Raw genomic sequence first — 13,057 nt, 5'->3', positions numbered from 1 at the left:
TGCCCCGGTGACCACGCAATCGAACATTCCTGCAGGCTCGTACCCCGACGCGAACGGTACGGACCGGACGCCCGGCGGCACCCTGTTCACCGAGCCCGTCCTGGTGGTGAACCAGAAGGCCAAGCTCATCGAGCTGACCAACGAGTACAAGGTCATGGACCAGAACGGCCGTGACCTGGGTTCCGTGGTCGAGGTCGGGCAGGGCGTGTTCCGCAAGATCCTGCGCTTCGTCTCCAGCCTGGACCAGTACCTCACGCACCGGCTGGAGATCCGGGACACCCAGGGGCAGCCGCAGTTGCTGCTGACCCGCCCCGCGAAGATCTTCAAGTCGCGGGTCCTGGTGGCCCGCCCGGACGGCTCGCAGGTCGGTGAGATCGTCCAGCAGAACATGATCGGCAAGATCAACTTCGCCATGAACGTGGACGGCCACCAGGTCGGCGCGATCAAGGCGGAGAACTGGCGGGCCTGGAACTTCGCCATCGTGGACCACGAGGGCACCGAGATCGCCCGCATCACCAAGACCTGGGAAGGTCTGGCCAAGACGCTGTTCACCTCGGCGGACAACTACGTCCTCCAGATCCACCGTCCGCTGTCCGAGCCGCTGCTGAGCCTCGTCGTGGCGACGGCGCTCACCGTGGACACCGCGCTGAAGCAGGACGCGCGCGGCCTGGGCTGACGGGTACCTCTGCGGACATGTGAAAGGGCGGCCGGCGCGTGACGCGCCGGCCGCCCTTCGCGTGCCTACAGCCGTGTCAGCCGCCGCGGCCTCGACCGCTTCCGCGTCAGCCGCGGTTCCGCGGTCGCCGTACCCGGCTCCAGCGCCAGCACCGCCGCAACGGGATGTTCCTCGTCGTCCGGTCCCGGCGCGGGCGGGGGTACGGAAGCGGCGGCCGGTGTCGCGCGGGTCAGCAGGACCACGCCCCGGGCGGCCAGGGCCGCTCCGGCGAGGGCCGCCAGGATGCCCACGGCACCGCCGTTGAGACCCTGGCCGAGCAGGGTCAGGCCGATCACCGAGGCGGCCAGCGGGTTGGCCAGGGTGACCACCGCCAGCGGGGCGCCGAGCCCGCGCCGGTACGCCGTCTGCGACAGCAGCAGACCGCCGGTGGCGAAAGCGGCCACCAGCACCGCGACCACGATCACCAGCGGGCTCAGTACCGGCCCGGAACCCTCGGTGGCCGCCACGGTGACGGTCTGGGTCAGCGCGGAGGCGACACCCGAGGCGAACCCGGACGCGGTCGCGTGCCTGAGGCCCGGCCGGACGCCGGGCCGGCTCAGGGCGCCGATCACGGCGGTCGTCGTGACGGCGACCGCCAGCGCCGAGGGCAGGCTCAGCGCGCGCTCGGGCGCCGGACCGGAGGCGGCCGTCAGCAGCGCCCCCAGCCCGAGCAGGGTCAGCGCCGTGCCGCGCCACTCCAGTGCGCTGACCCGGCGACCGGCCGCCCGCGCCCCGAGCGGCACCGCCGCGACCAGGGTGAGGGCGCCCAGCGGCTGGACCACGGTGAGCGGCCCGTACCGCAGGGCGACGACGTGGAGCAGCGCGCCGGCCACGTTCAGGCCGACCGCTGACCACCAGGCGCCGGTGCTCAGCATCCGGGTCAGGCCCGCGCCCAGGTCGCGGGAGGCGAGGCTCGACTGGGCCACGGCGGCCGAGGCGTAGGCGACGGCCGATATCAGGGACAGGCCGAGGGCGACCAGCAGTGCGCCGCTCATCGGGCCGGTCCCGCGAGCGCGGTGTCCCCGGCCGTGAGGCGGGGCCGGGGCGCGGTGGTGCCCGCGCCCTCGGGGCCCGCCGTACGGTGCGGGGAGTGCACGACGGCGAGCGCGGTGATCAGCAGGGCCGTCGCCACGATCGAGTCCAGCCAGTAGTGGTTCGCCGTGCCCACGATCACCGCCAGGGTGACCAGGGGATGCAGCAGCCACAGCCACCGCCAGCGGGACCGGGTGGCGGCGATCAGGCCGACGGCCACCATCAGCGCCCAGCCGAAGTGCAGCGAGGGCATCGCCGCGAACTGGTTGGAGAGATGGTCGCGGGCGGGCGGCCCGTACACCGAGGGCCCGTAGATCCGGGCCGTGTCCAGCAGACCGGTGCCGCTCACCATCCTCGGCGGGGCCAGCGGGAAGGTGAACGTCAGTACCAGCGCCGCGCTCGTCACCAGCGCCAGAACCCGGCGCGCCCACACGTAGTGGGCCGGGCGGCGCAGGTACAGCCAGACCAGGAAGGCGACGGTGGCCGGGAAGTGGACGGTCGCGTAATAGGTGTTGGCCAGATGGACCAGGGCGTCGCCGTGCAGCAGCGCCGACTGGACGTCGGTCTCGGCGGGCAGATGGACGGCCCGCTCCAGGTGCCACACACGGTGGGCGTCGCGGAAGGCGTCCGAGGTGTGGCCGTCGGCAAGCCGCCGCCCGAGCTTGTAGACCAAGAAGAGCCCTGCGACCAGCAGGAACTCCCGCAGGAGCGGTGGCCGGGCGATCGTGTCCGGTTGCGCTTCGGCGGGCTCGGATCGGGCGTTCATCCCCCGGCCCCCTTCACTGACGGTGGTGCGTTGCCGAGCCCGGACGGCTTCCGAACTCAGCGATACGTTTCCGTACCGATACGCCAGTGTACCGATACGGTCGAGTACCGGTACACTTCCGTATCGGTACAGTGCGACACACTGGGATCGGGCAGCACACGCCGAGGACGAGTGAGCCGGTACGAGTGAGGGGAAGTCAGTGATGACGTCGCAGGCCGCGGACGGACCGGAGACGGTCGTCGCCTCGCGCCGCTCCAAGCTCACGCCGGAGCGTGAGCAGGAGTTCTTCGACGCCGTGCTCGACCAGATCCGCCGGTGCGGGTACGACTCCGTCACCATGGAGGGCGTCGCCGCCAGCACCCGGTGCAGCAAGTCCACGCTCTACCGGCAGTGGAAGACCAAGCCCCAGTTCGTCGCCGCCGCGCTGCGCGCCAACCGCCGGGTGCGGTTCGCCGGGATCGACACCGGCTCGCTCGTGGAGGACCTGCGGCAGGCGGCGCGGGCGGCGGGCGACTGGTCCGGCAAGGACACCCGGCTGCTCCAGTCGCTGGGGCACGCCGTCACCGACGACCGGGAACTGGCCGAGGCGCTGCGCGAGGCACTGGTCCACCCGGAGATCGCCGCCCTCCAGGAGATGCTGGAGCGGGGCGTGACACGGGGCGAGGTCCCGGCCGGGCACCCCGCGCTGGAGTACGTACCGGCGATGATGTTCGGCGTCCTGCGCGTGCGGCCCGTGCTGTGCGGGCAGTATGCCGACGCCGACTACCTGGTCGGGTTCGTGGAGGCCGTCGTGCTTCCCGCGCTGGGCCTGACCCGGAATCCGGCCGCGCAGGCCGGCTCAGACACCAGGCCGCCGTTCACGGGATGACTGAACGGTGACCTGGTCGCGCCGCACCGTGGGGACGGGAGCGGCGCGTACCCAGGCCGGGCGGGGCTCCCCTTGAGCGGAGGGGAGCCCCGCCCGGCCCGTACTTCTTCAGGGGCCGGGGCTCAGATGTCCTGCCCGTCGCCGCCGCCCGACGACACCTTGATGCCCTTCAGGATCTCGTCCATCACGGCCGTGGACTGCCCCACGTCCAGGCCGAAGCGCACCACCACGATGCGGCCGGGGTCGGCGGGCGACGGGAACGCGGCCGACTCCACGTACCCGTCCGCGCCCTTGCTGGTGACCGCCTTCCAGCGCACCAGATAGCCCTTCTGCCCGGCCACCGTCACCGCCCGCGAGGCCAGCACCTGGTGCGAGGTGATGCCGCCGTACGTCTTGCCGCCGTAGGACTCCTCGGCGTTGGCCGCCACATCGGCCTTGGCGACCTCCTCGGCCGTCTTGCCGCGCGTGCCCAGCAGGCTGGCCGGTGCCGTGTACGCGCCGCCCGCCGTGCAGCTCTTGGCCTTGTCGCCGGGGCAGTCGTAGGACTTGTCCGAGGTCACCTGCGCGCCGATGGCGAACGCCTGGCCGGTCCAGCCCTCGGGTACCGGCACGCTGATCCCGTTGACCGGGTCCGGCAGGGTGCCGCCGCCGCGCACCTTGGGCGCGGCCGACGGGGCGGGGGACGGCGACTCCTGCGGGCCCCCGCCGCCCGGCCCTTCCTTGCGGGGCTCCCGCTGCTGCCCCCGCGTCGGGCGCGAGTCGGCGCGGTCGCCCCCGCCGGGGTCCTTGGCCAGCGCGTACACGCCGACCACGACGCACGCCAGCACCGCGGCCGCCGCCGCGACGGCTATGCCCGTACGCAGTCCGCGCCGGGACCCGGCCGGAGGCTGGGACGGATACCCCGGGTAGGCGTGCGGCGGGTAGGCGGGCGGGGCCCCGTAGGCCGGGGGTGCGGGCTGGGCCGGGGGAGTGCCCGGAGCGCCCCAGGCGGGGGCCGTCCCGGCCGGACGGACCTGGGCCGTCCAGGCGTTGCCGTCCCACCAGCGTTCGGAGGGCGGAGCGTCGTGCGTCTGTCCGGGGTCGGGATACCAGCCGGGAGGAGTCACCTGCGTCATGGGCATACCGTATGAGGCATCGGTGAAAGCCGGATGAGAGCACCCGCCCTCGGCCGCCCCGAGGTCCCGGACCGGCGACCCGTACCGATTCACAGGTTTATCTGATTCCTGGTCAATAACCGATACCTGGAACCGAGTTGACGAGCGGCGGAGCACAAACCGGCCGGTCGGGCGGGGTGTTCGTCAGCCGGGCCGCGACCCCGCTCACCCGGCGGGGCAGCACCTGCCCGGAGCGGACGCCAACGGCCCGTCCGGGCGACTACGCTCGTGGTTCGTACGGCGTTCGGACGACCTGTGGAGGTAACGGGATGACGGAGGGACGGCCACAGGCGGCCGCCTCGGGCTACCTGTGGGAGCGGGAAGCGGAGATCGCCACCGTCACCGAGGCGATCGAGCTGCTGTGCGCCGACCGGACGTCCGCCGGCAGCCTCCTCCTCTTCCGCGGCGAGGCCGGACTCGGCAAGACCGCACTGCTCGCCGAGATACGCCGTATCGCCGAACGGCGCGGCTGCGTGGTCTGGTCGGCCCGCGCGGGCGAGACCCTCAAGTCCGTCCCCTTCCACGTCCTGCGGCAGCTCCTCCAGCCCGCGCTCGCCTCCCTCACCCCGGACGAGGCCCGCGAATACCTCGCCTCCTGGTACGACATCTCCGGTCCCGCCCTCGGCATAGTGGAGCCCGGCGAGGGCAGCCCCGACCCGAGTTACGTCTGCGACGGACTCGTGTTCGCGGTGGGCCGCCTCGTCTCCCGCGACTGGCCGCTCGTCCTGCTCGTCGACGACGCCCACTGGGCCGACCTGGAGACGCTGCGCTGGCTCGCCGCGTTCGCGCAGCGCCTGGCCGACCTGCCCGTGCTCGTCGTGGTCGCCCGCAGGCCCGGCGAGGCCCACGGCGACAGCGCCCGCCTCCTGGACGAGATCGCCGCCGCGGGCCGCCCCGTCAGCAACCTCAGCGCGCTCACCCCGCAGGCCACCGCCGGACTCACCCGCGCCACCGTCGGCCCGCAGGCCGACGACCCGTTCTGCCGCGAGGTCTGGGCCGTCACCGGCGGCAACGCCTACGACACCGTGGAACTCCTCGCCAAGGTCCGCGACCGCGAACTCCGGCCCGTGGAGGACCGCGCCGCCGAACTGCGCGCCCTCAACCGCTCCGCGCGCGGCGGCGGACTCGTCAGCCGCCTGGGCGAACTCGGCCTCGAGGCGACCCAGTTCGCCTGGGCCGCCGCCATCCTGGGCACCGGCAGCCCCGTCGGCCTCGTCGCCCGGCTCGCCACGATGGACGCCGACACCGCCGCGCGCTGCGCCGAGCTGCTCTGCGGCGCCCGTATCCTCGCCGAGGTGGCGCCCGACCCGACGGTGCCGCAACCGCAGGACAAGAAGGTGGAGTTCGTCCACCCCTTGATCGCCTCCGCCGTCTACGACTCCATCACGGACGCGATGCGCACCGCCATGCACGGCATCGCCGCGAACATCGTCACCGAGACCGGACGCAGCGCCGCCGAGGCCGCCCGGCACCTGCTGAAGGTGCACCCGGAGGGCGACGAGAGCCTCGTGGAGCAACTGCGCGAGGCGGCCCGCGAACACCTCGCCGTCGGAGCCCCCGACGCCGCCTGCGACTGCCTCGAACGCGCCCTGGACGAACCCCCGTTGCCCCACATCAGGGCTCAGGTGCTGTACGAGCTGGGCCGCGCGCGGCTGCTGTCGGCGCCCGCGCTCACCGTCGAGCACATGCGGGACGCCCTCGCCACCCCCGGACTCGACAGCGCCCAGCGCGTCGACGCCTCCATCCGCCTCTCCCAGGCCCTGGTCCACACCGACCAGTTGGAGGAGGCCGTCCGCACCGTCGAGACCGAGGCGGACCGGCACGGTCCGGGCCCGGTGCGGATGCGGCTCCAGGCCGTGCAGTTCACCTGGGAGGCCGTCCACGGCGAGACGGTGTCCCCGGAACGCTCCCGCCGCCTGGCCGAGCTCGCCGCGACCTGCGCCGGCCGCGACAACTCCGAGCGCGCCCTGCTGATCCTGCGCGGCTTCGACGCCATGACCCACGGCGAGAACGCCGAGCAGGTGGCCGAACTGTGCGACCGCGCCCTGGTCAACGGCCGCCTCGCACCCGGCCTCGGATGGACCGACGACGAGTGGGGCGTCGAGCTGCTGATGATGCTCGGCAGCGCCTACGCCCACACCGACCGGCTCGACCGCGCCGAGAGCCTCTTCTCCGAGGCCCTGCGCGCCTACACCCGCGCCGGCTGGCACGGTGGCCACCTCTCCCTGGCCAACGCCTACCTCGGCCTCGCCTACCGGCGCCAGGGCAAGCTCCACGACGCCGAGACCGTGCTGCGCGAGGCACTCCGGCTGGCCGAGCGCGTCGGCCGGGGCCTGCCGCTGTACTGGTCGGCGACCTGCGGACTGGTCGACACCCTGCTGGCCCGGGGCCATGTCGCCCAGGCGTGGTCGGTCGCCGAGCAGTACGGCTTCGCCCCGCCCTACCCGTCCACCATCGTGCTGCCCGACATCCGCTCCGTACGCGGACGGCTGCTGCTCGCCGTGGGCCGTACCGAGGAGGGCGTCAACGAACTGGAGGCCGCCGAGAAGGCCGCCGCCTCCCGTGGCGGCCACAACCCGGTCCTCGCGCCGTGGGCCGTCGACCTGGCCAGAGCCCTCGCCCCGCACGACCCGGAGCGGGCCCGCGCCCTGCTCACCGACGCCCGCCGCCAGGCCGAGCGGTTCGGCACGGACACCGCCATAGGAGAGGCCCTGCGCTGCGCCGCAGCCCTGGAGAGCGGCCCGAGCGCGGAACGCCTCGCCGCCAAGGCCGTCGCCTATCTGGAGGCGTCCCCCTGCCAGTACGAGCACGCCGCCGCCCGCGTCGAGCACGGCATCCTCGCCCGCTCCAGGGCCGAACTCACCCGCGGCCGCGACCTCGCCCAGGCGTGCGGCGCGGACGGGCTCGTGGCCCGCGCGAGCGGGGCGCTGGACCACCTGGGCGGCTGAAACCCGCTCACCCCTCCGGCGCGCCGCCCAGGATCTCCGCGAGGTCGTAGCGCACCGGCTCCTCCAACTGGGCGAACGTACAGCTTCGAGGGGTGCGGTCCGGGCGCCAGCGGCGGAAGCGGGCGGTGTGCCGGAACCGCCGGCCGTTCTCCATGTGGTCGTACGCCACCTCCGCGACCCGCTCCGGGCGCAGCGGAACCCAGGACAGGTCCTTCTTGCCCGACCAGCGGCTCGGCGCCCCCGGCAGCCGGGCCGTCTCATGGGCCGCCTCCTCCGCCCAGCGCGCCCACGGATGCCCGCTCACGTCGTCCATGAGCAGCGGCGCCAGCTCCTCAACCAGCTCCGCGCGCCGCTTCATCGAGAACGCGGCCGCCACGCCCACGTGCTGGAGCGCGCCCTCGTCGTCGTACAGCCCGAGCAGCAGCGAGCCGACCACCGGGCCGCTCTTGTGCAGGCGGTACCCGGCGACCACCACGTCCGCCGTCCGCTCGTGCTTGATCTTGAACATGGCGCGCTCGTCCTGGAGATAGGGCGCGGTGAGCGGCTTGGCGACCACCCCGTCCAGACCGGCGCCCTCGTACTGCTCGAACCAGCGCCGGGCCTCGTCCACATCGGTCGTCGCGGGCGCCAGATGCACCGGCGGGGTCACCCCGGCCAGCGCCCGGTCCAGCAGTGCCCGCCGGTCGGTCAGCGGCACGTCCAGCAGGGAGTGGTCGTCCAGCGCCAGCAGGTCGAAGGCGACGAAGGACGCCGGGGTCCGCTCGGCCAGCGTGCGCACCCGTGAGTCCGCCGGATGGATGCGCTCGGTCAGGGCGTCGAAGTCCAGATGCCCGCCCCGCGCGATCACGATCTCCCCGTCCACCACGCACCGCGTCGGCAGCCGCTCCCTCAGCGCCCTCACCAGCTCGGGGAAGTACCTGGTCAGCGGCTTGCCGGTGCGGCTGCCCAGCTCCACCTCGTCGCCGTCGCGGAACACGATCGCCCGGAAGCCGTCCCACTTCGCCTCGTAGTGCATGCCCGGCGGGATCTTCGCCACCGCCTTGGCGAGCATCGGCTTCACGGGCGGCATCACCGGCAGGTCCATACGCCGATTCTGCGCGCCGCCACCCGCCCCCGCCCGGTGTGCGGGCCGCGCGGGGTACGCCTACGGTGGCCGCATGGGCGATGCGGTGGAACTCCAGGTGGGCGGCCGGACCGTACGGCTGACCCACCCGGAGCGGGTGTTCTTCCCCGAGCACGGCTACACCAAGCTCGACATCGCCCAGTACTACGCCGCGGTCGGCCCCGGCATCCTGCGGGCCCTGCGCGACCGCCCCACCACCCTCCAGCGCTACCCGGAGGGCCTGGAGGGCGAGTGGTTCTACCAGAAGCGGGCCCCCAAGAACATGCCCGCCTGGATCCCCACCGCCCACATCACCTTCCCCAGCGGCCGCAGCGCCGACGAGATGTGCCCCACCGAGGAGGCGGCCGCCGTGTGGGCCGCCCAGTACGGCACGCTCACCTTCCACCCCTGGCCGGTACGCCGCGACGACGTGGACCACCCCGACGAACTCCGCATCGACCTCGACCCGCAACCCGGCACCGGGTACGAAGACGCCGTGCGCGCCGCCTTCGAACTCCGCGCGGTCCTGGACGAGTTCGGGGGACTGCGCGGCTGGCCCAAGACCTCCGGAGGCCGGGGCCTGCACGTCTTCGTGCCCATCGAACCGCGCTGGACCTTCACCCAGGTCCGGCGCGCCGCCATCGCCGTCGGCCGGGAACTGGCCCGCCGGATGCCCGAGCGGGTGACGGTGAAATGGTGGAAGGAGGAGCGCGGCGAACGCATCTTCGTGGACTACAACCAGACGGCCCGCGACCGCACCATCGCCTCCGCCTACTCCGTGCGCCCGCTGCCCGACGCCACCGTCTCCGCGCCGCTGCGCTGGGACGAGGTCGCCGACGCCCGGCCGCGCGACTTCGACATCGTCACCATGCCCCGCCGGTTCGCCGAACTCGGCGACGTCCACGCCGACATGGACGACCACCGCTTCTCCCTCGACGCCCTGCTGGACCTGGCCCACCGCGACGAGGCCGAGCACGACCTCGGCGACCTGCCGTATCCGCCGGAGTACCCCAAGATGCCCGGCGAACCCAAGCGGGTGCAGCCCAGCCGGGCCCGCAAGGACCAGGCGCCGTCCTGACCCCCGAAGGGCGCGGGGCCCCGCGGCTATCCTGATCACAGCCGCCGATGAGGAGCCCCAAGTGACCGAGGCAGTGTCGCGCCCCACGCTGGAGGCGGTGGCCGCGCGGGCCGGGGTGTCCCGCGCCACCGTCTCACGGGTCGTCAACGGCGGCGACGGCGTACGCGAATCGCTCGTGGCCCGCGTCCGCCGGGCCGTCGACGAACTCGGATACGTCCCCAACCAGGCCGCCCGCAGCCTGGTCACCAAGCGGCACGACGCCGTCGCGGTCGTCATCGCCGAACCCGGCACCCGGGTCTTCGCGGACCCCTTCTTCGCCGCCCAGTTGCGCGGTATCAGCAAGGAACTGACCGCCCACGACAACCAGTTGGTCCTGCTGCTCACCGAGGGCCGCGACGACCACGCGCGCGTGGCCCGCTATCTGGCCGGCGGCCATGTCGACGGCGCCCTCGTCTTCTCCCTCCACCTGGACGACCCGCTGCCCGGCCTGATCCGCGACGCCGGCGTCCGCACCGTCTTCGGCGGCCGCCCCGACTGGGACGAGGGCGACACGGGCGGCGCGGTGTACGTCGACAGCGACAACCGGGGCGGCGCCCGTGAGGCGGTACGGCACCTCGTCGGCCTCGGCCGGACCCGGATCGCGCACATCACCGGCGCCCTGGACCAGACCTCCGCCGTGGACCGGCTGGACGGCTACCGCGATGTCATGGGCGACGCCGACCCCCGGCTGGTCGTGGAGAGCGACTTCACTCCGGCGGGCGGCGAACACGCCATGCGGGAACTCCTCGCCCGCCGCCCCGACGTGGACGCCGTGTTCGCCGCCAACGACCTCACCGCGCTCGGCGCCCTGCGCGTCCTGCGCGAACACGGCCGGCGCGTACCCGAGGACGTGGCCGTGATCGGCTTCGACGACATGGCCCCGGTGGCCGAACAGACCGACCCCCCGCTCACCACGGTCCGTCAGGACATAGAGGGGATGGGCCGCCTGATGGCCCGCCTCCTCCTGGGCGGCGGCCCCGGCACCGCGAGCCGCGCCGACGGGGTCATCCTCCCCACCACCCTCGTGCGCCGCGCCTCCGCCTAACTTCCCTGCGACGGATCGCCCTCGATCAGCGCGAACTCGTACCCGTGCGGGTCGGCGACCCGGGCCAGGCGGCCCACGCCCGGCACGCCGGTCGCGGGCATGCGCACCGAGCCGCCCAGCTCCCGCGCGCGTGCCACCAGGGCGTCGGTGTCCTCGGTGCCGAAGTACGGGAGCCAGTACGGGCCGGTGTCCGCGGGGTCGTCCAGCGAGCTGACGATGCCGCCGAACATGGCGTCCTCGTCGGCGCCCCCGGGGTACAGCGAGGTGTAGACACCGCCGGGGAAGGCGACGCCGGAGGTCTGCACGCCGAGCACCCGGTGGTAGAAGGCCGCGCTCGCCGCCACGTCCGGGGTGTGCAGCTCGGCCCAGCACAGGGCGCCCGGCTCGGTCGCCGCGTCCAGGCCCTCGACCGGGTCCGGCTGCCAGATCCGGAACGCCGCCCCGGCCGGGTCCTTCAAGCCCGCCACCCGGGCGAGACCCAGCACCTCCGTCGGCTGGAACACCACCTTGCCGTGCGCGACCCCGGCGGCCTCGGCGGTGCCGAGTGCGTCCGCGCAGCGGAAGTACACCGTCCAGCCCGCCCGGCCGCGCTCCGGATCGATGGCCATCGCCCCGGCGACCGTCCTGCCGCCGGACTGGAGGAAGACGTAGCCGCCCGTCTCCGGGCCCGTCGGCACGGGCCGCCAGCCGAAGAGGCCGCCGTAGAAGGCGAGGCTCGCGTCCAGATCGGGGGAGCCGAGGTCGATCCAGTTCGGAGCGCCGTCGGGGAAACGGGTGGTGAGCATGCGCGCCCTCCTCGGGGACCGTCGGCCGTGCCGTCCTTGGCACCGACGAGTCTGGCACCGGCCGGGGAGGATCGCCCCGCGCGCCGCCGTGTGCGGGCGTGTCCGGCCGGAGGATCATCGGGACGGCCCACGCGACGCTCGTCGACACGGCGTTGATCAAACGTTTTTCGGCGCGCGGCACGATCCTGGCCATGCACATCGAGACCATCACACCGGCCGACTCCGCCTGGCAGGGCCAGGCCCTGTGCGCGCAGACCGGGGCGGACTTCTTCTTCCCCGAGCCCGGCAGTTCGGTGCGCGAGGCGAAACGGATCTGCGCCATGTGCGAGATCCGCCCCGCCTGCCTCGACTACGCGCTCGCCCACGACGAACGCTTCGGCGTCTGGGGCGGCCTGTCCGAACGCGAACGGCTCGCCCTGCGCCGCACGGCCCGCTGAGCGGCGGGCCGCGGGGCCGTCGGCGTCAGCCCGCCGCCCGCGCCGCCATCCGCGCCTTGCGCGCCGCGAGGCGCTCGTCGAACTTGGCGGCCTCCGAGTCCAGTCCGCCCATGTACACGCCCAGCTCCTCCTGGGCCCGCAGACCCTCCGGACCCAGGCCGTCGATCTCCATGACCTTCAGGAAGCGCAGCACCGGCTGGAGCACGTCGTCGTGGTGGATGCGCAGGTTGTAGACCTCTCCTATGGCCATCTGCGCGGCGGCCCGCTCGAAGCCGGGGATGCCGTGGCCGGGCATGCGGAAGTCGACCACGACATCGCGGACCGCCTGCATGGTCAGGTCGGGTGCCAGCTCGAACGCGGACCGCAGCAGGTTCCGGTAGAAGACCATGTGCAGGTTCTCGTCGGTGGCGATGCGGGCCAGCATGCGGTCGCAGACCGGGTCGCCGGACTGGTGGCCGGTGTTGCGGTGCGAGATCCGGGTCGCCAGCTCCTGGAAGGCGACGTAGGCGATCGAGTGCAGCATCGAGTGCCGGTTGTCGGACTCGAAGCCCTCGCTCATGTGCGACATGCGGAACCGCTCCAGCTCGTCCGGGTCCACGGCGCGGGAGGCGAGAAGGTAGTCACGCATCACGATGCCGTGCCGGCCCTCCTCGGCGGTCCAGCGGTGCACCCAGGTGCCCCAGGCGCCGTCGCGGCCGAAGAGCGAGGCGATCTCGTGGTGGTAGCTCGGGAGGTTGTCCTCGGTCAGCAGGTTGACGACCAGCGCGACCCGGCCGATCTCGGTGACCTTCGACTGCTCCTTGCCCCACGCCTCGCCGTCCTCGAAGAGGCCGGGGAAGTTACGGCCGTCGCTCCACGGCACGTACTCGTGCGGCATCCAGTCCTTGGCGACCTTCAGGTGCCGGTTCAGCTCCTGCTCGACCACCTCTTCCAGCGCGAACAGCAGTCGCGCGTCGGTCCAGGCGGACGGGCTGCCGAGGTGAGGGGAGGTGATCGTCAAGGGGAACTCCAGAAAACGGCCGAGCAGAGAAAAAAGGGAGGTTCGGTGACATACGACCCGACGGACGGTGTCTTGAACCTACGGCTTC

Annotated in this window: 12 protein-coding genes; 6 read left to right on the top strand and 6 right to left on the bottom strand. The window is 73.2% G+C overall.

Annotated features, from left to right (window positions below; translation table 11 throughout):
• Positions 1-7 precede the first annotated feature (7 nt).
• Complete coding sequence (locus HEK131_RS19530) at positions 8-676, top strand: LURP-one-related/scramblase family protein (RefSeq protein WP_244336344.1); 669 nt, start codon at positions 8-10, stop codon at positions 674-676.
• Positions 677-741: 65 nt separating this feature from the next.
• Here the strand turns inward: HEK131_RS19530 and HEK131_RS19525 are convergent, their stop codons facing one another.
• Both HEK131_RS19525 and HEK131_RS19520 read right to left on the bottom strand, forming a co-directional pair.
• Positions 742-1,710: a hypothetical protein gene (locus HEK131_RS19525; RefSeq protein WP_217463839.1), complete on the bottom strand. Its 969-nt coding sequence runs from the start codon at positions 1,708-1,710 to the stop codon at positions 742-744.
• A complete protein-coding gene (locus tag HEK131_RS19520) occupies positions 1,707-2,513 on the bottom strand; it encodes a phosphatase PAP2 family protein (protein WP_244336343.1) in 807 nt (268 codons plus the stop codon). Before HEK131_RS19520 ends, HEK131_RS19525 begins: the two co-directional genes overlap by 4 nt.
• Positions 2,514-2,715: 202 nt before the next feature.
• On the opposite strand from HEK131_RS19520, the gene HEK131_RS19515 reads away from it, so the two are divergent.
• Positions 2,716-3,381 carry a TetR/AcrR family transcriptional regulator gene (locus HEK131_RS19515; protein ID WP_244336342.1) on the top strand — a complete coding sequence of 222 codons (666 nt, stop codon included), beginning with the start codon at positions 2,716-2,718 and terminating at the stop codon, positions 3,379-3,381.
• 122 nt (positions 3,382-3,503) lie between these two features.
• Here HEK131_RS19515 and HEK131_RS19510 read toward each other — a convergent pair whose 3' ends face one another.
• Complete coding sequence (locus tag HEK131_RS19510) at positions 3,504-4,496, bottom strand: DUF2510 domain-containing protein (RefSeq protein ID WP_244336341.1); 993 nt, start codon at positions 4,494-4,496, stop codon at positions 3,504-3,506.
• Between the two features lie 308 nt (positions 4,497-4,804).
• Between HEK131_RS19510 and HEK131_RS19505 the strand changes: the two genes are divergently transcribed.
• Complete coding sequence (locus tag HEK131_RS19505) at positions 4,805-7,483, top strand: ATP-binding protein (protein WP_244336340.1); 2,679 nt, start codon at positions 4,805-4,807, stop codon at positions 7,481-7,483.
• 7 nt (positions 7,484-7,490) lie between these two features.
• Here HEK131_RS19505 and HEK131_RS19500 read toward each other — a convergent pair whose 3' ends face one another.
• On the bottom strand, positions 7,491-8,567 hold the full coding sequence (locus HEK131_RS19500) for an ATP-dependent DNA ligase (RefSeq protein WP_244336339.1): 1,077 nt from the start codon (positions 8,565-8,567) through the stop codon (positions 7,491-7,493).
• 73 nt (positions 8,568-8,640) lie between these two features.
• Here HEK131_RS19500 and ligD point away from each other — a divergent pair, with 73 nt between their 5' ends.
• Together ligD and HEK131_RS19490 are read left to right on the top strand one after the other, a co-directional pair.
• A complete protein-coding gene (gene ligD / locus HEK131_RS19495) occupies positions 8,641-9,663 on the top strand; it encodes a non-homologous end-joining DNA ligase (RefSeq protein ID WP_244336338.1) in 1,023 nt (340 codons plus the stop codon).
• Positions 9,664-9,724: 61 nt separating this feature from the next.
• The gene (locus tag HEK131_RS19490) at positions 9,725-10,747 is read left to right on the top strand and encodes a LacI family DNA-binding transcriptional regulator (RefSeq protein ID WP_244336337.1); all 1,023 of its coding nucleotides are present in this window, start codon (positions 9,725-9,727) and stop codon (positions 10,745-10,747) included.
• On the opposite strand, the gene HEK131_RS19485 is transcribed toward HEK131_RS19490, so the two are convergent.
• Positions 10,744-11,532, bottom strand: coding sequence for a VOC family protein (locus tag HEK131_RS19485; protein WP_244336336.1), 789 nt, complete (start codon positions 11,530-11,532; stop codon positions 10,744-10,746). The two genes, HEK131_RS19490 and HEK131_RS19485, sit on opposite strands and share 4 nt — an antisense overlap.
• A 191-nt stretch (positions 11,533-11,723) precedes the next feature.
• Here HEK131_RS19485 and HEK131_RS19480 point away from each other — a divergent pair, with 191 nt between their 5' ends.
• Complete coding sequence (locus HEK131_RS19480; protein WP_161148549.1) at positions 11,724-11,969, top strand: WhiB family transcriptional regulator; 246 nt, start codon at positions 11,724-11,726, stop codon at positions 11,967-11,969.
• Between the two features lie 25 nt (positions 11,970-11,994).
• Here the strand turns inward: HEK131_RS19480 and HEK131_RS19475 are convergent, their stop codons facing one another.
• Positions 11,995-12,969 (bottom strand): acyl-ACP desaturase, encoded by a 975-nt coding sequence (locus tag HEK131_RS19475; protein WP_217463848.1) that lies wholly within the window; start codon positions 12,967-12,969, stop codon positions 11,995-11,997.
• Positions 12,970-13,057 lie beyond the last annotated feature (88 nt).

Source organism: Streptomyces seoulensis (genome assembly GCF_022846655.1).
Classification (GTDB): domain Bacteria; phylum Actinomycetota; class Actinomycetes; order Streptomycetales; family Streptomycetaceae; genus Streptomyces.
The sequence above is the reverse complement of the archived record's forward strand: the minus strand, read 5'-3'. Positions and strand labels throughout refer to the sequence as shown.

Bases quoted from the DNA above. Each gene is read 5' to 3' on its own strand.
- HEK131_RS19525 (WP_217463839.1), bottom strand. From the start codon at position 1,710: ATGAGCGGCGCACTGCTGGTCGCCCTCGGCCTGTCCCTGATATCGGCC.
- HEK131_RS19520 (WP_244336343.1), bottom strand. From the start codon at position 2,513: ATGAACGCCCGATCCGAGCCCGCCGAAGCGCAACCGGACACGATCGCC.
- HEK131_RS19515 (WP_244336342.1), top strand. From the start codon at position 2,716: ATGACGTCGCAGGCCGCGGACGGACCGGAGACGGTCGTCGCCTCGCGC.
- HEK131_RS19510 (WP_244336341.1), bottom strand. From the start codon at position 4,496: ATGACGCAGGTGACTCCTCCCGGCTGGTATCCCGACCCCGGACAGACG.
- HEK131_RS19505 (WP_244336340.1), top strand. From the start codon at position 4,805: ATGACGGAGGGACGGCCACAGGCGGCCGCCTCGGGCTACCTGTGGGAG.
- HEK131_RS19500 (WP_244336339.1), bottom strand. From the start codon at position 8,567: ATGGACCTGCCGGTGATGCCGCCCGTGAAGCCGATGCTCGCCAAGGCG.
- ligD (WP_244336338.1), top strand. From the start codon at position 8,641: ATGGGCGATGCGGTGGAACTCCAGGTGGGCGGCCGGACCGTACGGCTG.
- HEK131_RS19485 (WP_244336336.1), bottom strand. From the start codon at position 11,532: ATGCTCACCACCCGTTTCCCCGACGGCGCTCCGAACTGGATCGACCTC.
- HEK131_RS19480 (WP_161148549.1), top strand. From the start codon at position 11,724: ATGCACATCGAGACCATCACACCGGCCGACTCCGCCTGGCAGGGCCAG.